This is a genomic window from Stenotrophomonas sp. 89682_Sma, assembly GCF_056481405.1.
Genome location: NZ_CM151147.1, coordinates 314,956 through 340,676 on the forward strand (window position 1 = coordinate 314,956; position 25,721 = coordinate 340,676).

Below are 25,721 nucleotides of genomic sequence, written 5' to 3' on the forward strand. Positions count from 1 at the left end.
CGGCGCCCGGTTGGAAGCCCCCGCGGAACCCAGCGTGGCGGGCGCCGCTGGCGGCTTTGCCGCATAATTCCTTCCTGACTTCGTGGAAGCTGCCGTGGACGACCGCCAATTGCTGGCCAAACTCGCTGCCGGTCGCCTCTCCGGCGACGCCCTGGCCCGTGAGCTGGGCCAGACCCGGGCGGCTATTTGGAAGCGTATTCAAGGACTTAGAGCCGCCGGTGTAGACATCGAGGGGCGTGCAGGTGAGGGCTATGGCCTGACCCGCCCGGTCGACCTGCTGGACCCGGACGCGATCCGTGCCGGCCTGCCTGTCGGCGTCCAAGCCCTGCTGCACGACCTGCAGGTCGCCTGGACAGTGGACTCGACCAACGCCGAATTGCTGCGTTGCAGCGCGCCCCAGCGCGGGGTGAGCGTCCTGCTGGCCGAGCGCCAGACCGGCGGCCGCGGCCGTCGTGGCCGCACCTGGGCCTCGCCACTGGCGGCACACGTCTACCTGTCGGTACTGCGCCTGTACTCCGGTGGCCTCGGCCGCCTGGCCGGGCTGAGCCTGGTGGCCGGCATCGCCGTGGCCGAAGCGCTGCATGATCTGGGCTACACCCAGGCACAGCTGAAGTGGCCAAACGACCTGATCGTCGATGGCAAGCGCAAGCTGGTCGGCCTGCTCGCAGAAGGCGGTGGCGAATACGCCGGCCCGGCGCGCGCGGTGATCGGCATCGGCATCAACACGCACATGCCGCCGTCCTTCGCCGAGCAGATCACCCAGCCGTGGGTGGACCTGGACACGCTGGCCGGCAAGCCGGTGGACCGCAACGTGGTGGTTGCTGCCGTGCTGACGCGCCTGCTGCCGGCACTGGAGGAATTCGATCGCGAAGGCCTCGCTCCGTTCCTGCCGCGCTACGCCGCCTTCGACATGCTGGCCGGCCGCGAAGTACGCGTGGAACTGGACGGGCAGTGGCAGCACGGTACCGCGCTGGGCCTGGCCGATGACGGCGCATTGCGCGTGCGCATCGATGGCCAGGAACGCCTGCTGCACGCCGGCGAAGTCAGCGTGAGGGCGGCATGAGCGATTGGTTGTTCGACCTCGGCAACTCGCGCTTCAAGTTCGCGCCGTTGCAGGGTGACCGCGCCGGTGACGTGCAGGCCTGGGCGCATGGCGCCGAAGGCATGGCCGGGCAGCCGCCGCACAGCCTGCCCAGCGGCACCACTGCGTTCGTGGCCAGCGTGGCCGCACCGTCGCTGACCAGCGCCATGCTGGACCAGCTGCAGCGTCGCTTCGAGAACGTGCACGTGGTGCGTACCCGCGCCGAATGTGCCGGTGTGCGCATTGCCTATGCCAAGCCGGAAAAGTTCGGTGTCGATCGCTTCCTGGCCCTGCTGGCCGCGGCCAAGGCGCAGCGCCCGGTGCTGGTGGTGGGCGTGGGCACCGCACTGACGATTGACCTGCTCGACGCCGATGGCCAGCACCACGGTGGCCGCATTTCCGCATCGCCCACCACCATGCGCGAAGCACTGCACGCGCGTGCGGTGCAGCTGCCCGCTACCGGCGGCGACTACAGCGAATTCGCCAACGACACCGCCGACGCGCTGGCCTCCGGCTGCGATGGTGCGGCCGTGGCGCTGATCGAACGCAGCGCACAGCAGGCGCACGCGCTGCTGGGCGTGGCACCGTCGCTGCTGGTGCACGGTGGTGGCGCACCAGCGCTGATGCCGTTGCTGCCCGGTGCTGATTACCACCCGTCGCTGGTGCTGGACGGCCTCGCCCGCTGGGCGGTGCACCAGCCCGCAGGCTAGTATCCGCGCATGCTGACCCGTGCCCTGATCGTCGTACTGGCCATCCTCAATCTTGGCGTCGCCTGCTGGTGGCTGCTGCGCGATGCACCGCAGAGGCCGCCGCCGCCGCCGCAACCGGTCGGTGTGGCCGAGCTGCGTTGGGTGCCCGGTGGCGTTGATGTGGCTGCGGCCGCCGAAGCCACGGCTGCTGCCCCGACCGCGCCGCTGATGGAACGCGAACCGGCCGAGAAGACGGCCGTGGCTGTAACGCCGGCGCTCGCCGCCCCGGCCAAGCCGGAGATTGCCAAGCCGCAGGCGGCTGAGGCTACGCCGGTTGCTGCCGCTGCCAAGCCGGCAACACCGCCTGCACCGACCCCGACCCCGGCGCCGGAAAAGCCCGTAACCCCGCCCGTGGCTGCCGAACCGCCGCGCTGCGTCGCGCTGGGCCCGTTCGCCGACCGCGCCGCCGCTACCAGTGCGCAGGGCAAGGCCAGCACGCTGCTCAGCCAGGTGCGCCTGCGCGAACAGCCCGCTGCCAGCGGCAGTGCCCGTTACCGGGTGATGCTGCCGGCCGCCGCCAACCGTGACGAAGCGCAGGCCACCGTGAAACGCATTGTCGCCGCCGGCCTGAGCGACTACTACATCATCAGCCAGGGCGAGGACATCAACGCCGTGGCGCTGGGGCAGTACCGCAACCGCGAAGGCGCCGAGCGGCGCATGGCGGCGGTGCAGGCCGCCGGCTTCCAGCCGCGCCTGGTGGCCAGCGGTGACGCCGGCCAGTGGTGGCTGGAAGGGCAGCTGGCGGCGGGCACGCAGCCGGCCCAGGCCCAGCAGCGCAGCGGCGCGGCACAGAGCCGGTCGCTGGAATGCGCAAGGTTGCGCTAGAATCCCCGGACCGCGGCGCTGCCGCCGGTGCATCACCCATGCCGCTTTAGCTCAGTTGGTAGAGCAACTGTCTTGTAAACAGTAGGTCATCCGTTCGATTCGGATAAGCGGCACCATCGTACAGTCAGCGCCCCTTTGCTTTGCTCTTTCTGGACTTCGGCTGGAGTCTGGCAGCGCGCTGCTCGAGGTACTCGCCCAGCAGGCCGAGCGCCTCGGAGAACTTGATCCGCTCCCGGCCTCTATCCGACGTCCCCGCGCTCGCACTTCGACACGAGCGTCTGCGTGTTGCCCAGCCGTTCGGCCAGATCGACCTGCGACACGCCGGCCCGTTCACGGGCCCCCTTGGGACCCGGACGCCGTGCAGGTCCGGGACGTGTGCGCCAACTTCACTGAGGAGTTCGGCATCGTCGCCTGTGGCCGGGCCAACGCCAAGAATGAGTGTGGCGGGTACATCGGCCCCCTGGGCTTCATGTCGGGCGACAAGAGCGTCATCCTTTGGGGGATAACTTCGCCGTTGAAGAGTCGGGCGTCTGCCTGCAGGTCGAGGGTGGCAATTGGACAGTGGCCGTTGACAGCGCATAGGATCATCAGAGGGCAGGGGAAGGGAATGCCATGGGGAGACAGGCAAGCCGCCGATGGATCGAACGGGCTTGGGGCGCGTGTTTGTTTGCTCTGGCCCCGCTTGCCTTGGCCGCTGATGACCCTTCGCCCTTGCATGCCCAGTTTCAACTGCCTGACGATCGTGTCGACTATGTCGCCGCCAAGCTGGTAGTGGATAGCATCATTGATCCGTCCACTGACACTGTGGCAGTGCGTCGGCAAGTCGATCAGTGGGAGCACGCTGTACGCGGCAATGTGCCTGGCAACCCGACGGCGCGACAGGTCCTCGACGCTTTGCTCAAGACGCTTTACATGCCGGGCGAGTGGAACCAGGGGAAGCCTTTTACCTACGACCTGTCGGACCCACTGGGTAAGAATCCGAAGAACAAGCAGCTAGCTACCTACTTGGCCACGCGCAAGGGCAACTGCGTTTCAATGCCCATTCTCTTTGTCATCCTGGGCCAGCGGCTGGGGCTGACTGTCGCGCTTGCTACGGCGCCCAATCACCTGCTGGTGAAGTTCGCCGACGACGAGCAGCAGATGTGGTTGAACGTTGAAGCCACTGCGGGCGGCTTCAAATACGAAAGCAGTTACCAGCGTGAAACGGGGATCACCGAGGCGTCATTGGACAATGGACTTTACTTGCGCCCGCTGCTGCCGCACGAAGGGATAGGCGCCATCGCCAGCACACTGATGGAGCACTACGGGGCGAAGAAGGACGCCGATGCGCTCATGGCCGTGGCCGATCTGGCGCTGGCCGCGTATTCGAATGCGGAAGATCTGCCACCTGAGTTGCACGGGGAACTTCACCGTTTGACTCGCGAGAATCTCGCATGGCTTGCCAAGGCCGAATCAATTGGTTGGACGCAGAAAACGCCGGAGCAGGAAGCTCGATGAACAGGATTCTGGCAGGCACCTTGCTGTGCATGGCGATCGCTGCCTGCGCTAGTCCATTTCGGCGCGCAGAACCCCGGGATTTCAGTGTTTCGGTGGTTGATAACCCAACGAAGCGGCGATACGACGTAACCTTGGCGTCTGCCGTTGGCACGCCCTTATGCCTTTCGAAGGAAAGCTGGCCTGCCGAAGATGGCACATTTCCGATGGGGTACGAAGGTGCAGCCTTGACCACGGCCACTGGTCCTCTACATCCGAAGGCACTTATGACGACATACTGCCCTGGAGGATGTGGTGAGGTTCGCTTGGAGCCAGGCCAAACTTTACGGGCAAGCATTGCCTATGCTGCATTCGGTGATGCGGAGGTCATCGCAGCTGATCCCGTTCGCTCGCTATCGTTTCCCGTTTTTCCGTACTACTGTGCACGGTAGGTTCGACTTCCAATAGCGCTTTCGGCAACCTTTGATGGATGATCGGAAACGTTGGTATCGGCACGTGAGTCAGGCCAATACTATGTGAAATAACCGGTCTGACGATCTGGCCAGAGAATGGCCGGCAGTTGCCATGGCGGTCAAGGAGGCCTTCGGCGGCAAGAACAGCCGAGGCTCCCGGACACCGACTGATACGGGAGTAAGGGCCCATCTCTGCGACGAGCAGCCCGAACTACGCCCGTGTGGGTACTTGCCGCAGGCCTGTCACGGGAAAACTGGTATCGCGCACTCTCCGGCGAGCGCAGCCCTGATTTCGCGACCATCCTGAAGGTGACCCGTGCCTTGGATGTGAGGCTGCATGCCAGCGCCGTGTGAGGCATCAAGGCAGTGTGCTTCACCTCTTCCGCCTCGAGAACGCCGGAGCGATCAGCTTCAATCAAACCGAATGATGCGGATCAACCCTCTTCTTGCCGATCCATCTCCGAAGGCGGCCACGGTGCCATCGGGGAGGGCCTCCTTCGCACCGTCATGGTTGATGAATGAGATCGTGCAGTGTGCCCGCGTGCCAGGCGTGATCCGGGTGATGGTGCGGTCATTCAGTACGAAGCTGTACCACATGAGTTCAGGGCTTATCGAAAGCGCCATGGGCCGCGCGGTGGAGGCGATCATCTCGGCAACAGCGCCGCCGTGCGAATCCACTTCGTCCAATCGCAGCTCCACAAGTACAGGTTTCAGGTTTGGATAGGGTGTGCTCATGCCAGCAGCGGGCCTTCTTGATTCGATAACCGGGGCAGTGACGTTGTGAACCTGACAAACACGAGGGCCAAAATGCGCCACCCGCATTTTGATTCTCCTCACAGACCGCTTCCGACCCTAACCGCATACTGGGAGTACACATCCGTCAGGACTCGCCCATGCGTCGCCACGCCCTGCCGCTCACCGTCGCATTGTTGTCCGCCGCGTTCGCAGCCCCGGCCATGGCCGCCGTGCCGTTCTTCAACGCCAGCTGCCCGGGCGGTATCGATGTGCACGCTGATGAAGGCGGGCCGGTCTACGTGCAGGGCCGCGAGACGGCGTTGAAACGTTTCAACGACCGCTATTTCGAAGCACGCGATGCCAGCAGCGGCATCACCCTGTCGATCAGCCGCAACGATGACGGCGCGCCGCAGGTCAGCTACACCGGCCGAGGCGGCGCCAATGGCATCTGCCAGGTCAGTAGCAGCGGTGCGCCCGCGCCCGCCACAAACAGCGCCCGCCCTGGCGACGCTGCCGCCGGGGATGCCGCGCTGCCGCGCGAAGTCACTTGCGAATCCACCGGCCAGCAACAGGTGTCGTGCGATCTGAATACCCGTGGCAATGTGGAAATCGTGCGCCAGCTCAGCCGTACCCGCTGCGAGGAGGGCAAGAACTGGGGCCTGTCGCGGCACTCGGTGTGGGTCAATGGCGGCTGCCGCGCGGTGTTCCGCAATGTGTCCTCGGTGACTACCCCCGCGCCGGCAGGCGATACCGCGTTGGGCGCCTGCAACATGCGCAAGGGCGCGCAGGGCGCTCTGGTCACCCAGATGCCGGTGGGCAGCGATTACCAGGAACTGATCATCGATTACCCCGATGGCCGCTTCCTGTGCATGATGCGCAACAACGGCCAGGTGCAGAGCCTGACGCCGGTTCGCCGCCGCGGACGCTGAGCGCGCCGTGTAGACCCGGCGTCAGCCGCCGGACTTGTACAGCAGCACCCACGCCAGCATCAGGGTGAACATGCCAACGAAGGTCAGGCCGAACCATAGCGCCGCCAGCTTCACGTTGCCGATCAATGCCGTCGCCACACGGGGCAGCTCGCTTTTCAGAATCGGGTGTTCGGCGTGTGCTTTGCGCAGACGCTGCCAACCCAACCCGAGGAATACCAGGGTCGAGAACGGCACCAGCAGCAGCGTCGCCTGCATCAGCCAGGCGTTCGGCGACGCATCAATCGAGCTGCTGAAAAAAAAACCAAACGCAGCGATGGGCAGCGCGACCATGAAAAAGCGTGGCCAGGCGGTATTGATGAAAGGCGACATCGCAATCTTCCATGAAGGGCGGTTGGCTCCGCGCGGCATCATGCCATGCCAATGCCCTGCTGCACCGCCGCGAGTGGTGTCACACAGCTCTGGCTAGACTGTGCTTCTTTTTCCCCCGCAGGAGGCACCCATGGCCCATCCCATTTCCGTATCGTTGATTGGCGTTCCCACCGACGTGGGTGCCGGCCATCGCGGTGCACGGCTTGGCCCGGAAGCGCTGCGCGTGGCGGGCCTGCCGGAGGCGCTGGAAGCGCGCGGCGTGGACGTGCGCGACGTGGGCAACCTGGATGGCCCGCGCAACCCGTGGACCGCGCCGGTGGAAGGCTACCGCCATCTGGACGAAGTGGTGGCGTGGAACCACGCACTGATGGAAGCCAGCTATGCCGAGCTGCAGGCCGGGCGCATGCCGATAATGCTCGGTGGCGACCACTGCCTGGGCATCGGTTCGATCACCGCCGTCGCGCGCTGGTGCCGCGAGCAGGGCAAGACGCTGCGCGTGCTGTGGCTGGATGCACATTCGGACTTCAACACCAGCGACGTGACTCCGTCGGGCAACATCCACGGCATGCCGGTGGCCTGCCTGTGCGGCCTCGGCCCGGATGCGCTGACCCAGCTCGGTGGCAGCGCCCCGGCGATCACCCCGGCGCAGATGCACCAGATCGGCATCCGCTCGGTGGACCCGGAAGAGAAGCGCCTGATCAAGACCCACAAGGTGGATGTCTATGACATGCGCTACATCGATGAGAACGGCATGAAGCGCGCGGTGGAAGCGGCGCTGGCCGGCATCGACGAGAACACCCACCTGCATGTCAGCTTCGATGTGGATTTCCTCGACCCGAGCATCGCACCGGGCGTCGGCACCACCGTGCCGGGCGGGGTGAACTACCGCGAGGCGCAGCTGGTGATGGAGATGATTGCCGACACCGGGCGCATGGGTTCGCTGGACATCGTCGAGCTCAACCCCTTGCTGGACAAGCAGAATGCCACCGCCGAACTGGCCGTGGACCTGGTCGAAAGCCTGTTCGGCAAGTCCACCCTGATGCGCGACTGAGCTCTCCGCCTGAACGGATCGATGATCCGTTCACACGCGCTCCACGCCCCTGCCGCCAGATTGCACATCACGCGGCGGCAGTGGCATTGGCTCCTTCCGCCGAGCGACCGAACCCCATCCGCGAATGAAGCGGTATAGCGGCGAACCCAAGGAGAAGCCCATGAAGCGCGTAGTTGCCCTGATGCTGTTGTCGATGTTCTCGGTGGCCCTGCTGGCCGGTTGCAACACCGTTGCCGGTGCCGGCAAGGACGTGCAGAAGGCTGGCGAAAAGGTTGAGGATGCCGCCAAGGGCCGTTGAGCCTGAAGTGGACGGAAGGCAAAAAGGCCGGGGGGACCTCCCCGGCCTTTTCTCTTGCGCGTTTCTCTGCAGCGTACGTGTCGAAGCGTAGTGAACCATTCAAGCAGGTGAGCAGTGCTTTCATGGTCGGTTGACCGGCACTCAACAGCCGCTGCGCGAAGCTGTAGCCACGGTAAGAACGCCGTTGCAACCAAGGACTCCCAGCAATGAACAAAGACATCATTTCCGGCAAGTGGTCGCAGCTGAAGGGCAAGGCCCAGGCCAAGTGGGGCGATCTGACCAACGACGACTTCGATGTGGCTGAAGGCAATGCCGAGTATCTGGCCGGCCGCCTGCAGGAACGTTATGGCTGGGCCAAGGATCGCGCTGAGAAGGAAGTCCGTGAGTTCCAGGATGCCGTGAGCAAGGACTACCCGGACTACAAGTAAGCGCTACGGTTTTCCCCCACGGCACAACGCCCGCACCGAGAGGTTGCGGGCGTTGTGCTGTCTGGGCGGCCGATCAACGCGCCGGCGGGTCCGGCACATAGCGGTTGGGGAACGCCTGCGGTTCGCGCGGCAGGCGCGACGGCGGTGTATCGACCAGGATGCCGCGCGCGCGCAGATTGCGGGCGCTGTCATAGCGCAGCTGCAGAACCTGCGCCGGGCTGCGGCTGGCGCGTTCGAAGTCGGTATCGCGTACCGACGACTGCTCGCGTGCGCCGTGGCCGGTGCCCAGCGCAGGGGCCTGTGACTTGCTGGCATAGCCCTCGATGCGGCTGTTGCTGGCGCTGGCATCGGCCGCCGCTTCGGCCGTCGGGGCCGGTGCCGGCAGCGGCAGGCTGCGGCGCAGGATCGGATCCGGACGCCAGCGGCGCGCTTCCTCGAACACCGCCACGCCGACCACGCCGATGTTGTCCGGGCGACCGGTGCGGCTGGCATAGCTGCCGCCGGGGCTGCTGAACACGAACTGCGCCACTTCATCCTGGCTCTTGCGCCAGCCGGTGATGTCGGCGCGCTGGCCGGGGTTGAGCACGTAGCCGGTCTGCGACGGATCGGCATCCTCGCCGGAGATGGCGTTGACGCCGTCCACCGACAGCACCACCAGCACCCGGCGCGGGCTGTCGTTGTACAGGCGCACGGCGTAGCGGTGGCCGCGCTCGCCGGCCACCCAGCGCTGGCCCTCGGCAGGGTAGCTGCGCAATTCGGTGCCGCGGTCGCGGTCGACCAGAGACATGCGCACGGGGCCGCCCTCGTAGGCCGGCGGCGGCACCGGGGCGGGGCGGAAGCCGGCCAGGGGCAGGATCAACAGCAGGGGCAGCAGGCGTTTCATCGGGCGTCTCCAGCGGGGTTGCGTGAATGAACGCGCCGCAGGCCCTGACGGGGTTGGTGGCGTGCAAGGTAAACTGGCCCCGTTCATCGAAGGTTACCCCACGCAGTCATGACGACCCGAGTCCTTACCGGCATCACCCCCTCCGGCACGCCCCACCTGGGCAACTACGTTGGCGCCATCCGTCCGGCCATCGCGGCCAGCCGCGCCCCGGGGATCGAGAGCTTCTTCTTCCTGGCCGACCTGCACAGCCTGATCAAGTCGCAGGACCCGCAGCGCACCCAGCGCGCGACCCTGGAGATCGCGGCCAGCTGGCTGGCCTGCGGCTTGGACCCGGAACACGTGTGGTTCTACCGCCAGAGCGACATCCGCGAGACCACCGAGCTGATGTGGTTCCTCACCGCCATCGCCAGCAAGGGCATCCTCAACCGCGCCCACGCCTACAAGGCGGCGGTGGACAAGAACCGCGAGGAAGGCGTGGACGAGGACGCGGGCGTCAGCGCCGGCCTGTTCATGTACCCGGTGCTGATGGCTGCCGACATCCTGATCTTCAAGGCCAACCAGGTGCCGGTGGGCCGCGACCAGATCCAGCACATCGAGATGGCGCGCGACTTCGCCCAGCGCTTCAACCACGTGTACGGGAAGGAATACTTCCCGCTGCCGGACGTGGTGATCGACGAGCAGGTGGCGACGCTGGCGGGCCTGGATGGCCGCAAGATGAGCAAGAGCTACCACAACACCATTCCGCTGTTCGTGCCGCGCGAGGAGCTGAAGAAGCTGGTGTTCTCGATCCTGACCGACTCGCGCGCACCGGGTGAGCCGAAGGACACCGAGGGCTCGGCGCTGTTCCAGATGTACCAGGCCTTCGCCACCCCGGAACAGACCGCCGAGTTCGCCAAGGCGTTCGCCGCCGGCATCAGCTGGGGTGATGCCAAGCAGCAGTTGTTCGAGCGCATCGACAGCGAGCTGTCGCCGCTGCGCGAGCGCTACAACGCGCTGATGGCCGAACCGGAAAAGATCGAAGCGCTGCTCAAGCGTCGTGGCCAGCAGCTGCGCGAGCAGCTGGCGGCCCCGTTGCTGGATGAACTGCGCCATGCCGTGGGCCTGCGCGACCTGTCCACTGCCGGCGACATCGCCAGCGAGGACGCCGGCGTGGCCCGCGTGGCCCCGCCGCTGTTCAAGCAGTACCGCGAGAAGGATGGTCGCTTCTACTTCAAGCTGACCGCCGGTGACGGCACGCTGCTGATCCAGAGCGAAGGCTTCGATTCGCCGCGCGATGCCGGCCAGCTGATCGCGGTGATCAAGCAGGCCGAGCAGGGTGACCAGCTGCAGAGCGAGCTGTTCAAGCTGGAGGCCGAAGTGGACGCGGTGCTGGCTGCGCTGGCGGCGCTGCGCGAAGCGTAAGGGGTAGTGCCGGCCGCTGGCCGGCAACCGCACGTTCCCCAGGTTCCCGGAAATGCCGGCCAGCGGCCGGCACTACCCGCGAACGAAGGTCATGGCATGATGTCCGCGCGCCCCCGGCGCGATGACATGGAGTCTGCGATGGCCTGGTTGTCGCTGCTGCTGTTCCTGCCCTGGTTCCTGCTGCTGGGCAGCCTGTACTGGCTGTTCCCGCGCCAGCCGCGCACCCCGCGGCGGCGCCTGTTCGATGGCACCACCCTGCTGCTGGCCTTTGCCTTGAGCATCGTATCGATGCTGTGGGGGCACCACATCGGCGTGGTACAGCCCGGCGCTGGGCCGATCTGGCCGCAGGTGCTGGCGGTGTTGTACGCCTACGGTGCGTTTCTGGCGGTGCTGGTGCTGGCGTTGCTGCTGCGGCCGCGGCTCGCATTGCGCTGAACCTGGCCCTTGCGCACCCGATGGGCCTGCGGTTGGTGGGCCTGCGCTTGCCCTTGCCTGCGCTTGCCCTGGGTAGAGTCGACTGTTAGTCGACTGATCTTCTGGAAGCCCGCGCTGCGCGCGACAGTCGACCGACAGTCGACTCTACCCGGCCACAACCCGGCACTACCCGACCAAAGCCGCATCGAACCAGAGCCGCCCGCGCGCCTACCATGGGCGTCTGTTCCCGATCCTGCCAGGTGCGTGCCGATGACCGCCGACCCCAGCATCCACACCATCGATACCGGCTTCCAGCGCCCGGACTTCGATGCGGCCTACCTGATCACTGAAAACGGCCGCGCCGCCTTCGTCGACTGCGGCACCGGTCTGTCGGTACCGGCCATGCTGCAGGCGCTGGCCAACACGGGGCTGGGTGTGGATGCGGTGGACTGGCTGCTGCTGACCCATGTGCACCTGGACCACGCCGGTGGAGCCGGCCTGCTGATGCAGCAGCTGCCCAACGCGAAGGCGGTGCTGCATCCGCGTGGTGCACCGCACATGATCGATCCGACCCGGCTGATTGCCGGTGCCACGGCGGTGTACGGCGCCGTGGAGATCGCGCGCAGCTATGGTCGTATCGAGGCCATTCCCGAACACCGTGTGGTGGTGGCCGAAGACGGGCACCGCATCGATCTGGCCGGCCGTGAGCTGGTGCTGCTGCACACGCCGGGTCATGCGCTGCACCACTACTGCGTGTGGGATGCGCGCAGCCGCAGCTGGTTCACCGGCGATACCTTCGGCATCTCCTACCGCGAGCTGGACAGTGCGCAGGGCGCTTTCATCTTCCCCACCTCGTCGCCGGTGCAGTTCGACCCGGAGGCGATGAAGGCCTCGATCCAGCGCATGCTGGGCTACGGCCCGCAGGCGATGTACCTGACCCACTATGGGCGCGTGGAGCAGGTTGAAAAGCTGGCAGGGGACCTGTTCGAGCAGATCGATGCGATGGCCGCCATCGGCCGCCAGTGCGATGGCCGGCCGGACCGTCACCGCTGCCTGCTGGCCGCACTGCAGGCGCTGTACCTGGAACGTGCACAGCTGCATGGCTGTGCGCTGGACGATGCGGCGGTGACTGCGGTGCTGGCGATGGACATCGAACTCAACGCACAGGGCCTGGCCTGCTGGCTGGACCGCATCCGCCGGTAGATCCACGCAATGCATGGATGACGCAAGCCCACGCTGCACCGCGATGTCACGACCACGTTACACTCTGGTGACTTCCAAGCCTGCCGTGGTACTGCCGTGAATCCGATGCGCGTGTTGCTGCTGTCGTCCTGCCTGTTCGTCGGTGGCCTGGCCCATGCGGCCAACGACCTGCCGGGTGGTGGTATCGATCCGCAGGCACTGTCTCGGCATGTGCGTGTGCTGGCGTCGGATGAATTCGAGGGCCGCGCGCCGGCCACCGAGGGCGAAGAGCGCACGGTGCAGTACCTGATCGAGCAGTTCCGCAGCTACGGCCTGCAGCCGGGAGGCGTGGACGGCAGCTGGGTGCAGCCGGTGCCGCTGGTGCGTGCCCAGCTGGATGGCGCGGCCAAGGCCAGCCTGTCGCTGAAGCAGGGCAAGCGCGCGCTGGCCAACGGTGTGGACGTGACCCTGCAGAGCCTGCAGCCGCGCAAGCGCGTGCAGATCAAGGATGCGCCGCTGGTGTTCGTCGGCTACGGCATCGACGCGCCGGAACGCCACTGGAACGATTACAAGGACGTGGACCTGCACGGCAAGATCGCCGTGGTGCTGATCAACGACGCCGACTTCGAGGCCGATGCACCGGGTGCGTTCGACGGCAAGGCGGTGACCTACTACGGCCGCTGGACCTACAAGTTCGAGGAAGCCGCACGCCGTGGCGCCGAGGGCGTGCTGATCGTGCACGAGACCGCTCCTGCGGCCTATGGCTGGGCCACGGTGAAGAGCTCGGGCACCTCGCCGCTGTTCGACATCGAGCGCGGCCAGGCTGAAGCGATGGCGCAGCACACGGCGCTGCGTGGCTGGATGCAGCGTGAGCTGGCCGAGGCGATCTTCGCCGACGCCGGCCTCGACTTCGATGCCGAGAAGCGCAAGGCGATGCGCGCCGACTTCCGCCCGGTGGCGCTGGACAACGCCAGGCTGAGCGTGGACTTCGCGTTGAAGCGCGAACAGGTGGTGACCCGCAACGTGGTGGCCAAGCTGCCCGGTGGCGCGCATGGCGACGAGGCGGTGATCTTCTCCGCACACTGGGATGCCTTCGGCATCGGCCAACCCGATGCCAAGGGCGACCGCATCCGTCGTGGCGCGATCGACAACGCCACCGGCGTGGCCACGGTGCTGGAACTGGGCCGGGTGTTCGCCGCGGGCCCGCAGCCGCAGCGCACGCTGTACTTCGTGGCGCTGACCGCCGAAGAGAAGGGCCTGCTGGGCGCCAGCTACTACGCCGCGCATCCTCTGGCGCCGCTGGACAAGACGGCGGCGGTGCTGAACATCGAGATGTTCAGCCCGGATGGCCCGACCCGTGACATCGCGTCGTGGGGCAAGGGCCGGGTGTCGCTGGAAGGCGACCTGGAGCGCGTGGCCAAGACCCGTGGCCGCAGCTACAGCCCGGATCCGAACCTGGAGGCCGGCTTCTTCTACCGCGCCGACCACTTCGCCTTCGCCCGCCTGGGCGTACCGGCGATCACCATCGGCCCGGGCCTGGACAAGCTGGACGGCGGCGTTGAAGCCGGCCGTGCGCTGCGCGAGAAGTACTTCGCCGACTGCTACCACCAGGCCTGCGATGCCTGGACCCCGAGCTGGGACCCGAGCGGCCACGCCGCCGACACCCTGCTGGTCTATGACCTGGGCGCCGAGCTGGCCAACAGCCGCCGCTGGCCGACGTGGGAAAAGGAATCGGAGTTCCGCGGCGCGCGCGACAAGAGCGAATCCGCCCGCCGCTGATGGGCCGGTGAATGACGGTGTGTAGAGTCGACTATCGCGCGCAGCGCGGGGTTTTTCGCTATCTGATCGAAGAGCAGTCGACTGACAGTCGACTCTGCCGTGCAGGTTCCATCCGGCCGGTATTCCACAGCGGCCACCGGCATTGCACCGGTGGCCGCGATCACTGCAGCGCCCTTACTTGCGGGTGCCGTCGAGCCAGTTCGGGCCCTTGTTGGTCAGGAAGAAGATATAGACCACCAGCGAGACCGCGATCGTTGCGGTGACGTAGATGGCGAACCAGTCGACATGGCCGGTCTTCAGTGCGCCCTGGTACAGCAGCGGGGCGGTGCCGCCGAACAGCGAGTTGGCCAGCGCATAGCCCAGGCCCACGCCCAGTGCACGCACGTGGGTGGGGAACAGCTCGGCCTTCACCACCGCGTTGATCGAGGTGTAGCCGGTGAGGATGACGAAGGCCAGTGCCAGGGTCAGGAACGCCAGCGTGGCGTCGTGCTGGTGCGGCAGCTGGGTGATCAGGTACCAGCTGTACAGCACGCCGCCGACACCGAAGAACACCAGCAGGGTCTTGCGGCCGATGATGTCCGACAGCCAGCCGCCGACCGGCTGCAGCACCATCAGGAACGCCAGCACGCCCAGGTTGATCAGGGTGCCGGTCATCGGGTCGTTGCCCGCGAAGGCGCTCTGGATCATCTTCGGGCCGTTCACCGAGTAGGTGTAGAAGGCCACGGTGCCACCGGCGGTGATCAGGAAGCACAGCAGCAGCGGCCGCCACTGGTGCACGAACAACTCGTACATCGAACCGGACTTCTTTGCCTTGCCCTCGCGCGCGGCCTCGATCGACGACTCCGACAGCGATTCGTCCATGCCGCGGCGCAGCCAGAACACCACCACTGCAGCGATGCCACCGATGCCGAAGGCGATGCGCCAGCCCCATTCGGAGATTTCCGGCTTGCCCCAGAAGGTCAGCATCAGCAGCAGGGTCAGCTGGGCCAGCACATGGCCACCGACCAGGGTGACGTAGTGGAACGAGGACAGGAAGCCGCGACGGCCGGGAATGGCGGCCTCGGACATGTAGGTGGCGCTGGCGCCGTACTCGCCGCCGGTGGCGAAGCCCTGCAGCAGGCGTGCGAACAGCAGGATGACTGCGGCCCAGATGCCGATGCTGGCGGCGGTGGGGGTGATGGCGATCAGGAACGAGCACAGCGCCATCAGCGTGACCGAGACAGTCAGCGCCAACCGACGGCCGTGGCGGTCGGCGAAGCGGCCGAAGAACCAGGCACCGATCGGGCGCATCAGGAACGTGGCGGCGAAGATCGCCCACACGTACATCGTGGAGTTCTTGTCGTCCGGCGAGAAGAACTGTGATTCGAAGTACACGGCGAACACCGAGTACACGTAGACGTCATACCACTCCACCAGGTTGCCGGCGGAGCCTTTGAGGGTGTTGGAGATCGACCGCCGCAGGGCGGCGCGGTCGTTCGCGGGTACGGCGGGTTGGGACGTGGTGCTCATCTGGGTGGGAATCCTCGATGCGGCGCGTCCGTGCGCAGGGAAAACGGCGCCCGGCCTTGGGGCGGCGCGGCCGGGCAGCCCTCTTGGTACTGCATCGGCCGTCAACACGGGGTAGCAGACCAGAGCAGGGTGCATGGATGGATGACAGCGTGCCACCGTACGGGGTGCCGGACCATACTCAAAACGTCCTAGAATCCGCCTTCCCCCGGCTCCCTGGTGTGTCATGTCGGCTCCCCCCTCTTCGTCTGCGGCTGCCCCCCGGGGTGGCCTTGTCGCGCTGGCATTGCTGCTGGTCTACGTGGTCTGGGGCTCGACCTACCTGGGCATCGCCAAGGCCCTGCATGGCGGTGCGCTGCCGCTGACGATGGTCTCCGGCAGCCGGTTCATCATTGCTGGCGGCCTGATGTTCCTGGCCTTGCGCCTGTTCTGGAAGATGCCGAACCCGACGTTGCGGCAGTGGCGCAACCTGGTGGTGATGGGCGTGACCATGCTGGTGCTGGGCAACGGCATGGTGGTGCTGGCCGAGCGTGAGGTGTCCTCGGGCCTGGCCGCGACCGCGGTGGCCTCGGTGCCGCTGTGGATGGCGTTGTTCTCGGCGCTGCGCGGGCAGCATGCCAGCCGCGGTGAGTGGCTGGGCATCGCCATCGGCTTCCTCGGCGTAGTCTGGCTCAACGCCGGCAGCAGCCTGACGGCCTCGCCGACCGGGCTGGTGCTGCTGCTGATCGCGCCGGTCGGCTGGGCCTTCGGTTCGGTGTGGGCACGCGGCCTGGACCTGCCGGGCCCGTTCATGACCGCCGCCGGGCAGATGATCTGCGGTGGCGTGCTGCTGGTGCTGATCGGCCTGGCGGTCGGCGAGCGCCCCACCACGCTGCCCGATACCGGTGGCCTGCTGGCCATGGCCTACCTGTGCGTGTTCGGTTCGATCGTGGCGTTCACCGCCTATGTGTGGCTGCTGCAGAACGTGCGCCCGGCGCTGGCGGGCAGCTATGCGTACGTCAATCCGGTGATTGCCGTGCTGCTGGGCGCAGTGTTGAACGGTGAACGATTCGGCTGGCGCGACCTGCTGGCGATGGTGGTGATTCTCCTGGGTGTGGTGGTGCTGACAATGGCAAGGACGAGAAAGAAGTGAGCATGGACGAGCAAGAACAACGCCGGGGCCTGCTGGTCACCGCCTCCACCTTCGTGATCTGGGGGTTGGTGCCGGTGTACTGGCACCTGCTCAACGAGGTGCCTTCGTTCCAGATCATCGCCCACCGCATCATCTGGAGCACCGTGCTGGTGCTGGGCTGGCTGTTGCTCAGCGCACGCCTGGGCTGGTGGCAGAAGATCGCCGCGCAGCCGCGCGCGCTGCCGATCCTGCTGGTGTCCAGCCTGACCATCGCCTTCAACTGGGGCCTGTACATCTGGGCGGTCAACGCCGGCCATGTGATCGAGACCAGCCTGGGCTACTTCATCAACCCGCTGGTGAACGTGCTGCTGGGCGTGCTGGTGCTGAAGGAGCGGCTGCGGCGCCTGCAGTGGGTGGCGGTGGCGATGGCAGCGGTGGGCGTGGCCTGGCTGACCATCGACGCGGGCACACCGCCGTGGATCGCGCTGGGCCTGGCCTGTTCGTTCGGCCTGTATGGCCTGCTGCGCAAGCTGGTCTCGGTCGATCCGGTCGCCGGCCTGGGCGTGGAGAGCATGTACCTGTTCCTGCCGGCGCTGGCCTTCGCGATCTGGGCGGAAAACGGCCATGGCGGCGCGTTCTTCCATGGCTGGGGCTGGCGCAATGACCTGCTGCTGATCTTCGGTGGCGCGGTCACTGCGGTACCGCTGATCGGTTTCGCCTACGGCGTGAAGCGCATCCCGCTGTCGCTGGTCGGCATCCTGCAGTACATCGCGCCGAGCCTGCAGCTGCTGCTGGGCGTGTTCTTCTTCCACGAAGCGTTCGATACCGCCAAGGCGATCGGCTTCGCCGCGATCTGGGCCGGCCTGATCCTGTTCGTCGGTGACAACATCCGCACGATGCGCAAGCGGTAACTGCGAAGGGATCCGACCCCGCTTCCCGAAAAAAGAACGGCGCCCCGAAGGGCGCCGTTCTGCTTCCATCCACCGCCAGGAGAGAGAGATGGCGGTGGCGGGAACGCGGTTGCAGGCTTAGAAGCGCTGCTGGTACTTCATGTACATGAAACGACCGATGTCGAAGCCACCGTAGTAGGTGAAGCTGCTGTTCGGCTGGCTGTACATGATCGGACCCTGGTGGTCGAAGACGTTGTTCACGCCCAGCGACACGGTGCCGTCCCACGGCAGGCTGTAGCGCACCTGCAGGTCGTGGAAGGTGTTGGAGCCCACCTTGCGGCTCGGCTGCGCATCGGTGTACGGCGAGACGAAGCCGGCCATGTTGCAGTCCGGGCCACCGCCCAGGTCATACGAGCAGGCTTCCTTCATGCCCGAGTAGTAGCGGGCGGTCCAGCCGATGCCCAGGTCGCCGTACTGCCAATCCAGGTTGAAGGTCGAACGCACGCGGAAGTTGCCCTGCCAGCCGGTCTTCTGCTCCACCGGCGTGGTGGCGGCGTTGTCGTTGCGCTGCTCCAGGTAGTCGGTGTAGGTGGTGTTCCAGGTGGCGGCAAAGCGGCCGAACGAGGTTTCCGGCAGGCGGTAACGCAGGCTGAAGTCGTAGCCGGCGGTTTCGCGGTAGCCCGCATTGACCAGCGAGCGGTCCAGCGACGTCACCTGGCCCAGCGTCTTGGCGCTGGTGGAACGGGTGAAGCGGCCGCACGCCGAATCCACGCCCTGCACGTAGCACTGGTTGAGGATGTCGGTGGCCGACTCACCCACGATCGCGTTGTCGATGCGGATCTTCCACCAGTCCAGGCTGACGTCCAGGCCCGGCACGAACTCGGGGCTGTACACCAGGCCCACGGTCCAGGTCTTGGCGGTTTCCGGCTTAAGGTTCGCATTGGAACCGGAGTCGAAATCGGCGATGCCCTGCTGGCCCGGACGGTTGGCGACGTTGCCCTCCGACGCGGTCTGCTGGCGGAAGTTCGCCGGCACCTTCAGCGCCTGGCAGCGTGCGGCCACGGTCGAGCTGCTGGCAGCGATGCCGAACGAGGTATCGCACGGATCGGTGAACGAATCACGGCTCTTCACCGCACCGCCGTACAGGTCGTCCACGGTCGGCGCACGGAAGCCGGTGCCATAGGTCGCGCGCACCAGCAGGCTGTCGATCGGCTTCCACTTCAGGCCGAACTTGCTGTTGGTGGTCGAACCGAAGGTGTTGTAGTCGGTGTAGCGGCCGGCCAGGTCCAGCGACAGTTCACGCGCGAACGGCATGTCGGCCAGCAGCGGTACCTGCAGCTCCAGGTAGACCTCGTTGAGCGAGTAGTCGCCACGGGTCGGCTGGCCGGTGGTGCCGGCAATCTGGCCCTTCTGCACCATCAGGTCCGGGGTGTAGCTGGCTTCTTCGCTGCGGTGCTCGAAGCCCATCGCGGCCATCACGTCGCCGGCCGGCAGGGTGAACACCGAACCGGAGATGTTGGCGCTGGCGACCTTGGTGGTGCTCTTCATCTTGTCGACGAAGCGGGTGAACAGGTAGTCCTGCACGTCCTGGTTGCCCAGCGAGCCCGGGCCTGCATAACCCATCGGCGCGGCCGGGTTCCACGGCACGCAGCCGGCGATCACCGCGCCCGGGGTGCCGCAGCGTGCCACGGTGCCATCCATGAAGGACGGGCCGACCGCCAGGTCGACGTGCGGCTGGTACATGCTGCCGGTACCGATGCGCTCGCCTTCATTGCGGTTGTACATGTAGCTGACGTTCCAGTCCCAGTAACGCGAACCGGTTTCGAAGCTGCCTTCCAGGCCGATGCTGGCGCGCTTGGTGTCCAGGTTGTTCTCGGTCGCACGCGGCATTTCTTCGGTGCGGTGCGAGAACAGCACGTCCTGGCCCCAGTGGTTGAACGCGCTGTCCTTGGACAGGGCGGCACGGGAGCCGTTGCGGGCCTGTGCGGTGGACACCGAGTAGGGGTAGCCGGCCAGGTGCTTGGTCGACTCGCGCTTGCTGTACAGCGCGTCGGCCACGATGCGCAGGTCATCGGTGATCGAGAAGCCACCGTTGGCGAACACCGAGGTGCGCTCCAGGCCGCTCAGCAGGCTCATGTTGGTCTTGGTGTTGGCACCATCGGCCGGATTGGGCGTGTGGAAATTGCCCTTCTGGCTCGGGTCGCCGCCCGGGCCCACGGTCAGCGACTTGCCGTCGACGGTGACGCTGCCCCACTGCGTGGTCTGGTTCAGTGCCTGGATATCGTCGGGATGGCGCGGGCCACCCGGGTAACGGCTGAACTCGCGCTCGCTGCCGAGGATCTCGTCTTCCTTGGTGCGCTCTGCGCCGACGCTGAACCAGCCGCGGTCGAAGGTCTTGCCGAAGGTGGCGCTGTAGGAGCGCTTCTGGCCGTCGCCTTGACCGTACTGGCCGACGTAGACGCTGGCTTCGCCACCGTCGAAGTTCTTGCGGGTGATGATGTTGACCACACCGGCGATGGCGTCCGAGCCATACAGCGCCGAAGCGCCGTCGGTCAGCACTTCAACGCGCTCGACGATGGCGGACGGAATCGAAGCCAGGTCGGAGTAGCCACCGGCGCTGACGCCCATGCGACGGCCGTCGATCAGCACCAGGCTGCGTTCCGGGCCGAGGTTGCGCAGGCTGACGTACGTGCCGCCGAAGTCGCGCGAAGAACTCAGCGACGACGAGCGGCTCAGGCTCGGTGCACCGGCGGCGGTGACGTCCTGCAGGATGTCGGCGACGTTGATGTAACCCTTCTTCTCGATCTCGGCACGGCTGAGCGCGACGACCGGCTGTGCGGTCTCGACACTGGCCTGGCGGATGCGCGAGCCGGTGATTTCGATGCGGTCGAGGTTGGTCGGGGTATCGCCGGCGCTCTGTGCGAAGGCGGGGGTGGTGCAGCTGGCGGCCAGCGCGATGACGATCGCGTTGCGCAGCGGATTGGTTTTCAGGGACATCCGTGACATCTCGTGTTTCAGGAAGAACAAGCGCCCGTTCTATGGACGCGTGGGGTGCTGCAAACCAACGTGGGGGGGCGATTCTAGAATGTTTCCATTCGTAACTGTTTGCCTCTGCGCCGCGGATGTGCGCGAAAATGAATCGCAACCAACAATCCACAGATGGGATGTGCGCAACGTCACGCGCGTTGCGTTTGCGATGGGCAGAGGCATCGGTAGCGGCTGCGTTGCCGCGATCTGTAGTGGCGTGTGTGCGCACGCCTTCATCCACGCATGGCGTGGATCTACTGCATCCAGATTGGGGTCAGATCCCTTCGCGCAGCGAAGGGATCTGACCCCGCCAACGAAAAAGGGACGAAGCCTTCGCTCCGTCCCCCTGCAGAACGTCCATTCAATCCGTGCGTGATGCTCAGGTTTCGCGCAACGCCGTGGTGATCGGCAAACGTGCCGCGCGCAACGCCGGGAACAGGCCGCCGACCAGGCCGATGCCCAGTGCCCATTTCAGGCCGGTCCACAGCAGTTCCGGCGAAACATGGAACTTGAACACCACCGCGCTGAAGTTGCTGCCGATGGTGGACACGCTGTAGCCGTTGAAAAGCAGCCACGCCACCGCGCACCCCAGCAGGCCGCCGAGCAGCGCCAGCAGCATCGTCTCCAGCATCACTGCGGTGACCACCGGCAGGCCTCGGAAGCCGATCGCGCGCATGGTGGCGATCTCGCGCGCACGCGTGGCCACTGCCGCATACATGGTGTTGAGCGCGCCGAACACCGCACCCACCGCCATGATCGTGCCGATCACCTTGCCGAGGATGTCGATCAGCTTGGTCAGCCCGCCGCCCTGCTTGCTGTAGTAGACACGGGTGGTTTCCACGTCCAGCTTCAGGCGCGGGTCGGCGGCGACGGCGGCCTTGAACTGCTCGAAGCCGGCCTTGCCATCGGTGCGCACGCTGATCGATTGCCAGGCGCTGCGCTGGTAGGTGGTGGCCAGCGTATCGGCGTCGGTCCACAGTTCCGAATCATGTGCATCGCCGGTGGCGAACACGCCGACCACGGTCCAGGTCTGGTTGCCCAGGGTCAGCGTCCTGCCCACGTCCATGTCGCGGAACTGGCCCCTGGCGCCCTGGCCGACCACGATCTCGCGCAGGCCGGTGGCGAACTTGCGGCCCTCGATGATCTTGACCTTGTCATGCACGGCCCACGCCTGCGGGCCGACGCCGCGGAACTGCGCGTTGACGTCGGTGCCGTCGGACTTGGAAACCAGGTTGACCACCTGTGACAGCTCCGGCGAAAGCAGCGGCCGGCCTTCGCCATCGCGGCTGATGCCGGGCAGAGTGGACAGCGTGGGAACCTGTTCGCGGGTGATCACCGAGTTGGTCTCGGCCTGCGAGCCACCGCGCAGCACGATGGCGGTGGTGTCATCGCCGGTATTGTTGAGCGTGGCCTGGAAACCTTCGCCCATCGCCAGCATCGCCACCAGCACGCCGACCACGCCGGCGATGCCGACCACGATCACCGAGGACGCGCCCCAGCGCTGCGGCAGGCTGGCCACGCCGATGCGGGTGGCCGCCAGTGCCAGCCGTCCGCCACGGGTCAGCAGCAGCCACAGCGCCACCAGCACGGCCACGGCCAGCACGCCGATCCACGGCAGGCCGATCCACAGCACCAGGCCGATCGCCAGCAGCAGCACAGTCACCGCGTTACCCAGCCACTTCTTGAGTTTGCTCTTGAACATGTCAGTGTCCTCCTCAGCGGCCGGCCAGTGCGTCGACGATCTTCAGGCGCTTGGCACGCAGCGCCGGCAACAGGCCGACGATGATGCCGATCACCACGATCAGGCCCAGCCCCATCAGCCAGGTCGGCGTCGGCACGTGCGGTGGCAGCATGCCCATGCTCTTCGGGCCGATCGCCGGCAGGATCAGCGCGGCCAGGCCCATGCCGATCAGGCCGCCGAGGCCGATCAGCAGCACCGACTCCACCATCACCAGGGTCAGCACGGTGCTGTCCTTGAAGCCCAGCGTCTTCAGCGTAGCCAGTTCCGGCACGCGCTCGCGCACGGCCTGGGCCATGGTGTTGCCGGTCAACAGCAGCAGGGTGAAGAACACCGCGCCCATGATCGAAGTGACGATCATGCCGATGTCCGCGAACTGCTTGACGAAGGCCTGCTGGAACGCCGATTCGGTCTGGGTCTTGGTCTCGTGGTCGGAGTTGGCCGAGATTGCATCGATGGCCTGCGCCACCCGCGAGGAATGATCCGGATTGTCCAGCGTCACCGTGTACCAGCTCACCTGGTTCTTGATGTAGTCGTTGGATTCATCGAAGTACTTCCAGTTCATCATCAACTGGCGTTCTTCATTGGCGGCCAGCGCACGGTCCTTGGAGCGGTAGATGCCCTTCAGTTCCAGCGGCCAGTCGTTGCTGCCGCCACGCGGGAAGATCGTGGCCTGCAACGGGATGGTGTCGCCGATCTTCCAGCCGAACTGCTTGGCCAGCGATTCGCCGACGATGGCGCCGGTGCGGGTCTGCTTCCAGTCCTCCAGCTGTGCCGGCTCGATCTGCAGTTCGCGGTAGACATCGAAGTAGTTGGGCGACACCGAGAAGTTGGGGAAGAAGTTCTTCGGGTCCTGGTAGATGCCGCCGAACCACATGCCATAGGCCACGTCGCGCACTCCGGCGACCTGGCGGATCTGGGTTTCCAGGCGGATCGGCAGCGACTGGGTGATCGACAGCCGCGAGGCCACCACCAGGCGGTTGGCGCCTTCCACGCTGCCACCGGACGAGAACGCCACGCGCACCGAGTCGAGCATGCCGAACAGCAGGAACGCGGCCACCACCGACAGCAGGGTCAGCAGCGTGCGGGTGCGGCTGCGGAACAGCTGCGCCCACACCAACGAGAAGTATTTCATCGCCGTGGCCTCCGTCAGTGGGCCAGCGGCGCGTCGGCCAGCTCGCCCTTGTCCAGGTGCACCGTGTGCGTGGCGTACTCGGCGGCCTTCGGGTCATGGGTGACCATGATGATGGTCTTGCCGTGTTCGCGGTTGAGCTGCTGCAACAGGCCCAGGATCTCCTCGGCGGACTGGCGGTCGAGGTCGCCGGTGGGTTCGTCGCAGATCAGGAAGGTTGGGTCGGAGACGATCGCGCGGGCGATCGCCACGCGCTGCTGCTGGCCGCCGGACAGTTCATTGGGACGATGGCTGCGGCGGTCGGCCAGGCCGACCAGGGTCAGCGCGATTTCGGCATTGCGCTTGCGCTGGGAGGCACTCAGGTGGGTCAGCAGCAGCGGCAGCTCCACGTTCTTCTGCGCGGTCAGCATTGGCATCAGGTTGTAGAACTGGAACACGAAGCCGACGTGATGGCTGCGCCAGGTCGACAGCTGGCCGCCGCTCATCTGGTCGATGCGCTCGCCTTCGATGCTGATTTCGCCGCCACTGGGGTTGTCCAGGCCGCCGATCAGGTTGAGCAGGGTGGTCTTGCCCGAGCCCGACGGGCCCATCAGCGCCACGAAGTCGCCGCTGGCGATGTCCAGGTCGATGCCGTGCAGCACCTGCACTTTCTCTGGGCCACGCTGGTAGGTCTTGGTGATGTTGCGCAGTGAAACCAGGGTCGACATGGGTGGTTCTCCACGGAAGGCGGGAAACGGGAAATCACGCCGGCGATGGCCGGGGGCGTGCGTCGAGCAGTGCTGCCGGCGGCGCCCGCGGGCGCCAGGCCGTTACTGCGCTTGTTTCTGTTGCACCTTGGCGCCATCGCGCAGGGTGTCCGGCGGGTTCACCACCACCGATTCACCTGCGCTCACGCCCTTGAGGATCTGGCGGTCCTTGCCCATCGCCTGGCCGGCATCGACCGTGCGCTGCTGCACGCGGCTCTCGTCGCCCAGCACGAAGGCCACCGAGGCGCCGTCGCGCTGGACCACGGCACCGCCCGGCACGCGCACGCCCTGCGGCTTGGCGGCGGCCTGCGGCTGGGCCTGTTCCAGGAAGCTGACCCGCACGCCCATCTCCGGCACGATGCGCGGGTCCTTCACCTTCAGCGCCACGCGCACCTTCACCGTGGCCTTGCCGCGGTCGGCGGTGGGGATGATGGCGATCACCTCGCCCGGGATCTTCCATTCCGGGTAGGCATTGAGCGTGGCTTCCACCGGCATCTTCGGCTGCACGCGGCCGATGAAGGCCTCGCCAACCTCGACTTCGATTTCCAGCGAGTCCATGTCGACGATGGTGCCGATGCCGGTACGGGTGAAGCCACCACCGGCCGACAGCGGCGAGACGATTTCGCCCGGCTGCGCAGCCTTGGCGGTGACCACGCCGGAGAATGGCGCGCGCACCACGTTGTTGTCCACGCCCAGGTCGGCGATGGCCAGCTGGTCGTGGGCGACCTTGACGTTGCGCTGTGCGGTGTCCAGCTGTGCGCGCAGGCTGTCGCGCTGGGCCACGGCCTGGTCGTACTGCGAGCGCGACACCAGCTGCTGGCCGACCAGCGCCTGCAGGCGGCTGGCCTCGGCGGCGGCCTGCTTCTGCTGCGCCTCCAGCCCGGCCACCTGGCTGCGTGCGGCCTGCAGCTGCGAGGCATACAGGCTGCGCTGCGCATCGGCATCGATCGGGTCCAGGGTGGCCATCACCTGGCCGGCTTCGACCCGCATGCCTTCCTCGATCATCACCTCGCGCACCTTGCCGGTGATCTTGGCCGACACCGTAGCCATGCGCCGGGCGACCACGTAGCCGCTGGCATCAAGCACCGAACTGCTGGCGCTGCCCTGCTGGATGGCCACCGCGGGTGCGGTTTCCACCTCCACGGCCGGGGTGCGGCCGAACAGCGCGAAGGCGCCGGCGGCCAGCAGCACGGCAATCACGACAATCGTGATCCACAGCCAGCGGCGGCCACCGCCATTGCCACCGGAGGCGGGCGGCGGCGACTTGCGGTCGATACGGAGTTCCTTCAACAGCTCGGCAGAAGCGTTCATTCGTTCCATCACAGACGTTCGGGCGGGTGTGGCCGGAAGAGCGGACGGCGGCGGTTCCGGCGGTGGAGCGTGCGGCACAGCATGAAGGCAGGCACAGCGATGACGGCAGTGACAGCTGTCATCCGATGACACTGACGGCGGCAACTGCGAAACGTGACCACGGCGGCACAGGATGGCAACGTCCCCGCTA

Annotated in this window: 25 protein-coding genes and 1 tRNA gene; 16 read left to right on the forward strand and 10 right to left on the reverse strand. The window is 66.4% G+C overall.

The features are described from left to right. Positions 1-94 precede the first annotated feature (94 nt). The 4 genes from birA (at position 95) to ACZK29_RS01395 (ending at position 2,771) form a co-directional block, all read left to right on the forward strand. On the forward strand, positions 95-1,063 hold the full coding sequence (gene birA / locus ACZK29_RS01380) for a bifunctional biotin--[acetyl-CoA-carboxylase] ligase/biotin operon repressor BirA (protein WP_111204934.1): 969 nt from the start codon (positions 95-97) through the stop codon (positions 1,061-1,063). Beyond that, on the forward strand, positions 1,060-1,791 hold the full coding sequence (locus ACZK29_RS01385; RefSeq protein WP_111204933.1) for a type III pantothenate kinase: 732 nt from the start codon (positions 1,060-1,062) through the stop codon (positions 1,789-1,791). Before birA ends, ACZK29_RS01385 begins: the two co-directional genes overlap by 4 nt. A 9-nt stretch (positions 1,792-1,800) precedes the next feature. Beyond that, a complete protein-coding gene (locus ACZK29_RS01390; RefSeq protein ID WP_478446553.1) occupies positions 1,801-2,655 on the forward strand; it encodes an SPOR domain-containing protein in 855 nt (284 codons plus the stop codon). A gap of 40 nt (positions 2,656-2,695) precedes the next feature. Next, positions 2,696-2,771, forward strand: a tRNA-Thr gene (locus ACZK29_RS01395). Between the two features lie 123 nt (positions 2,772-2,894). Here ACZK29_RS01395 and ACZK29_RS01400 read toward each other — a convergent pair. Continuing rightward, entirely contained in the window at positions 2,895-2,975 is an 81-nt protein-coding gene (locus ACZK29_RS01400) for a helix-turn-helix domain-containing protein (protein ID WP_197592592.1), read from the reverse strand. Positions 2,976-3,342: 367 nt separating this feature from the next. Between ACZK29_RS01400 and ACZK29_RS01405 the strand changes: the two genes are divergently transcribed. Then, on the forward strand, positions 3,343-4,152 hold the full coding sequence (locus ACZK29_RS01405; protein ID WP_181502568.1) for a transglutaminase family protein: 810 nt from the start codon (positions 3,343-3,345) through the stop codon (positions 4,150-4,152). A 668-nt stretch (positions 4,153-4,820) separates the two neighbouring features. After that, on the forward strand, positions 4,821-4,955 hold the full coding sequence (locus ACZK29_RS01410) for a helix-turn-helix domain-containing transcriptional regulator (protein WP_258011623.1): 135 nt from the start codon (positions 4,821-4,823) through the stop codon (positions 4,953-4,955). A 57-nt stretch (positions 4,956-5,012) separates the two neighbouring features. Here ACZK29_RS01410 and ACZK29_RS01415 read toward each other — a convergent pair whose 3' ends face one another. Then, a complete protein-coding gene (locus ACZK29_RS01415; RefSeq protein ID WP_164162506.1) occupies positions 5,013-5,336 on the reverse strand; it encodes a hypothetical protein in 324 nt (107 codons plus the stop codon). Positions 5,337-5,494: 158 nt separating this feature from the next. Here ACZK29_RS01415 and ACZK29_RS01420 point away from each other — a divergent pair, with 158 nt between their 5' ends. Beyond that, entirely contained in the window at positions 5,495-6,265 is a 771-nt protein-coding gene (locus tag ACZK29_RS01420; protein ID WP_459048170.1) for a DUF3011 domain-containing protein, read from the forward strand. A 21-nt stretch (positions 6,266-6,286) separates the two neighbouring features. Here ACZK29_RS01420 and ACZK29_RS01425 read toward each other — a convergent pair whose 3' ends face one another. Beyond that, a complete protein-coding gene (locus ACZK29_RS01425; RefSeq protein WP_459048169.1) occupies positions 6,287-6,676 on the reverse strand; it encodes a hypothetical protein in 390 nt (129 codons plus the stop codon). A gap of 88 nt (positions 6,677-6,764) precedes the next feature. Here ACZK29_RS01425 and rocF point away from each other — a divergent pair, with 88 nt between their 5' ends. The 3 genes from rocF to ACZK29_RS01440 all read left to right on the forward strand — a co-directional run bounded on the left by rocF (position 6,765) and on the right by ACZK29_RS01440 (position 8,411). Continuing rightward, positions 6,765-7,685 carry an arginase gene (rocF, locus tag ACZK29_RS01430; RefSeq protein WP_099484561.1) on the forward strand — a complete coding sequence of 307 codons (921 nt, stop codon included), beginning with the start codon at positions 6,765-6,767 and terminating at the stop codon, positions 7,683-7,685. Between the two features lie 160 nt (positions 7,686-7,845). Then, the gene (locus tag ACZK29_RS01435) at positions 7,846-7,983 is read left to right on the forward strand and encodes an entericidin A/B family lipoprotein (RefSeq protein ID WP_005407710.1); all 138 of its coding nucleotides are present in this window, start codon (positions 7,846-7,848) and stop codon (positions 7,981-7,983) included. Positions 7,984-8,189: 206 nt separating this feature from the next. Beyond that, positions 8,190-8,411 (forward strand): CsbD family protein, encoded by a 222-nt coding sequence (locus ACZK29_RS01440; protein WP_004153772.1) that lies wholly within the window; start codon positions 8,190-8,192, stop codon positions 8,409-8,411. Between the two features lie 73 nt (positions 8,412-8,484). Here ACZK29_RS01440 and ACZK29_RS01445 read toward each other — a convergent pair whose 3' ends face one another. Then, entirely contained in the window at positions 8,485-9,294 is an 810-nt protein-coding gene (locus ACZK29_RS01445) for a hypothetical protein (RefSeq protein ID WP_478446554.1), read from the reverse strand. A gap of 108 nt (positions 9,295-9,402) precedes the next feature. Here ACZK29_RS01445 and ACZK29_RS01450 point away from each other — a divergent pair, with 108 nt between their 5' ends. The 4 genes from ACZK29_RS01450 (at position 9,403) to ACZK29_RS01465 (ending at position 14,070) form a co-directional block, all read left to right on the forward strand. Next, complete coding sequence (locus tag ACZK29_RS01450; protein WP_111203315.1) at positions 9,403-10,695, forward strand: tryptophan--tRNA ligase; 1,293 nt, start codon at positions 9,403-9,405, stop codon at positions 10,693-10,695. Between the two features lie 138 nt (positions 10,696-10,833). After that, a complete protein-coding gene (locus ACZK29_RS01455) occupies positions 10,834-11,130 on the forward strand; it encodes a hypothetical protein (RefSeq protein WP_111203316.1) in 297 nt (98 codons plus the stop codon). A gap of 249 nt (positions 11,131-11,379) precedes the next feature. Further along, positions 11,380-12,312, forward strand: coding sequence for an MBL fold metallo-hydrolase (locus ACZK29_RS01460; protein ID WP_478446555.1), 933 nt, complete (start codon positions 11,380-11,382; stop codon positions 12,310-12,312). A 105-nt stretch (positions 12,313-12,417) separates the two neighbouring features. After that, positions 12,418-14,070 carry a M28 family metallopeptidase gene (locus tag ACZK29_RS01465; protein ID WP_478447062.1) on the forward strand — a complete coding sequence of 551 codons (1,653 nt, stop codon included), beginning with the start codon at positions 12,418-12,420 and terminating at the stop codon, positions 14,068-14,070. A gap of 174 nt (positions 14,071-14,244) precedes the next feature. Here ACZK29_RS01465 and ACZK29_RS01470 read toward each other — a convergent pair whose 3' ends face one another. After that, positions 14,245-15,579: an MFS transporter gene (locus tag ACZK29_RS01470; protein ID WP_111203319.1), complete on the reverse strand. Its 1,335-nt coding sequence runs from the start codon at positions 15,577-15,579 to the stop codon at positions 14,245-14,247. 223 nt (positions 15,580-15,802) lie between these two features. On the opposite strand from ACZK29_RS01470, the gene yedA reads away from it, so the two are divergent. Together yedA and rarD are read left to right on the forward strand one after the other, a co-directional pair. Then, positions 15,803-16,708, forward strand: a complete 906-nt coding sequence (yedA, locus tag ACZK29_RS01475; protein ID WP_111118133.1) for a drug/metabolite exporter YedA — start codon at positions 15,803-15,805, stop codon at positions 16,706-16,708. Then, positions 16,705-17,598, forward strand: a complete 894-nt coding sequence (gene rarD / locus ACZK29_RS01480; protein ID WP_111203320.1) for an EamA family transporter RarD — start codon at positions 16,705-16,707, stop codon at positions 17,596-17,598. The genes yedA and rarD overlap by 4 nt, the downstream gene beginning before the upstream one ends. Positions 17,599-17,715: 117 nt before the next feature. Here the strand turns inward: rarD and ACZK29_RS01485 are convergent, their stop codons facing one another. From ACZK29_RS01485 to ACZK29_RS01505, 5 genes are all read right to left on the reverse strand, one after another. After that, positions 17,716-20,574: a TonB-dependent receptor plug domain-containing protein gene (locus ACZK29_RS01485; protein ID WP_164147149.1), complete on the reverse strand. Its 2,859-nt coding sequence runs from the start codon at positions 20,572-20,574 to the stop codon at positions 17,716-17,718. Positions 20,575-20,983: 409 nt separating this feature from the next. Beyond that, positions 20,984-22,306 (reverse strand): ABC transporter permease, encoded by a 1,323-nt coding sequence (locus ACZK29_RS01490; RefSeq protein ID WP_478446556.1) that lies wholly within the window; start codon positions 22,304-22,306, stop codon positions 20,984-20,986. Between the two features lie 13 nt (positions 22,307-22,319). Then, complete coding sequence (locus ACZK29_RS01495) at positions 22,320-23,477, reverse strand: ABC transporter permease (protein ID WP_106549886.1); 1,158 nt, start codon at positions 23,475-23,477, stop codon at positions 22,320-22,322. Between the two features lie 14 nt (positions 23,478-23,491). After that, positions 23,492-24,181, reverse strand: coding sequence for an ABC transporter ATP-binding protein (locus ACZK29_RS01500; RefSeq protein WP_106549885.1), 690 nt, complete (start codon positions 24,179-24,181; stop codon positions 23,492-23,494). Positions 24,182-24,283: 102 nt separating this feature from the next. Next, a complete protein-coding gene (locus tag ACZK29_RS01505) occupies positions 24,284-25,531 on the reverse strand; it encodes an efflux RND transporter periplasmic adaptor subunit (RefSeq protein WP_164147151.1) in 1,248 nt (415 codons plus the stop codon). Positions 25,532-25,721: the final 190 nt, after the last annotated feature.

What these genes read in the sequence shown, in the direction of transcription:
- rocF (WP_099484561.1), top strand. Translation starts at nt 6,765, where the DNA reads ATGGCCCATCCCATTTCCGTATCGTTGATTGGCGTTCCCACCGACGTG.
- ACZK29_RS01505 (WP_164147151.1), bottom strand. Translation starts at nt 25,531, where the DNA reads ATGAACGCTTCTGCCGAGCTGTTGAAGGAACTCCGTATCGACCGCAAG.
- ACZK29_RS01500 (WP_106549885.1), bottom strand. Translation starts at nt 24,181, where the DNA reads ATGTCGACCCTGGTTTCACTGCGCAACATCACCAAGACCTACCAGCGT.
- ACZK29_RS01425 (WP_459048169.1), bottom strand. Translation starts at nt 6,676, where the DNA reads ATGATGCCGCGCGGAGCCAACCGCCCTTCATGGAAGATTGCGATGTCG.
- ACZK29_RS01455 (WP_111203316.1), top strand. Translation starts at nt 10,834, where the DNA reads ATGGCCTGGTTGTCGCTGCTGCTGTTCCTGCCCTGGTTCCTGCTGCTG.
- ACZK29_RS01415 (WP_164162506.1), bottom strand. Translation starts at nt 5,336, where the DNA reads ATGAGCACACCCTATCCAAACCTGAAACCTGTACTTGTGGAGCTGCGA.
- ACZK29_RS01445 (WP_478446554.1), bottom strand. Translation starts at nt 9,294, where the DNA reads ATGAAACGCCTGCTGCCCCTGCTGTTGATCCTGCCCCTGGCCGGCTTC.
- ACZK29_RS01450 (WP_111203315.1), top strand. Translation starts at nt 9,403, where the DNA reads ATGACGACCCGAGTCCTTACCGGCATCACCCCCTCCGGCACGCCCCAC.
- ACZK29_RS01435 (WP_005407710.1), top strand. Translation starts at nt 7,846, where the DNA reads ATGAAGCGCGTAGTTGCCCTGATGCTGTTGTCGATGTTCTCGGTGGCC.
- ACZK29_RS01440 (WP_004153772.1), top strand. Translation starts at nt 8,190, where the DNA reads ATGAACAAAGACATCATTTCCGGCAAGTGGTCGCAGCTGAAGGGCAAG.
- ACZK29_RS01385 (WP_111204933.1), top strand. Translation starts at nt 1,060, where the DNA reads ATGAGCGATTGGTTGTTCGACCTCGGCAACTCGCGCTTCAAGTTCGCG.
- ACZK29_RS01465 (WP_478447062.1), top strand. Translation starts at nt 12,418, where the DNA reads ATGCGCGTGTTGCTGCTGTCGTCCTGCCTGTTCGTCGGTGGCCTGGCC.
- yedA (WP_111118133.1), top strand. Translation starts at nt 15,803, where the DNA reads ATGTCGGCTCCCCCCTCTTCGTCTGCGGCTGCCCCCCGGGGTGGCCTT.
- ACZK29_RS01495 (WP_106549886.1), bottom strand. Translation starts at nt 23,477, where the DNA reads ATGAAATACTTCTCGTTGGTGTGGGCGCAGCTGTTCCGCAGCCGCACC.
- ACZK29_RS01460 (WP_478446555.1), top strand. Translation starts at nt 11,380, where the DNA reads ATGACCGCCGACCCCAGCATCCACACCATCGATACCGGCTTCCAGCGC.
- ACZK29_RS01490 (WP_478446556.1), bottom strand. Translation starts at nt 22,306, where the DNA reads ATGTTCAAGAGCAAACTCAAGAAGTGGCTGGGTAACGCGGTGACTGTG.
- ACZK29_RS01470 (WP_111203319.1), bottom strand. Translation starts at nt 15,579, where the DNA reads ATGAGCACCACGTCCCAACCCGCCGTACCCGCGAACGACCGCGCCGCC.
- ACZK29_RS01485 (WP_164147149.1), bottom strand. Translation starts at nt 20,574, where the DNA reads ATGTCCCTGAAAACCAATCCGCTGCGCAACGCGATCGTCATCGCGCTG.
- ACZK29_RS01420 (WP_459048170.1), top strand. Translation starts at nt 5,495, where the DNA reads ATGCGTCGCCACGCCCTGCCGCTCACCGTCGCATTGTTGTCCGCCGCG.
- ACZK29_RS01390 (WP_478446553.1), top strand. Translation starts at nt 1,801, where the DNA reads ATGCTGACCCGTGCCCTGATCGTCGTACTGGCCATCCTCAATCTTGGC.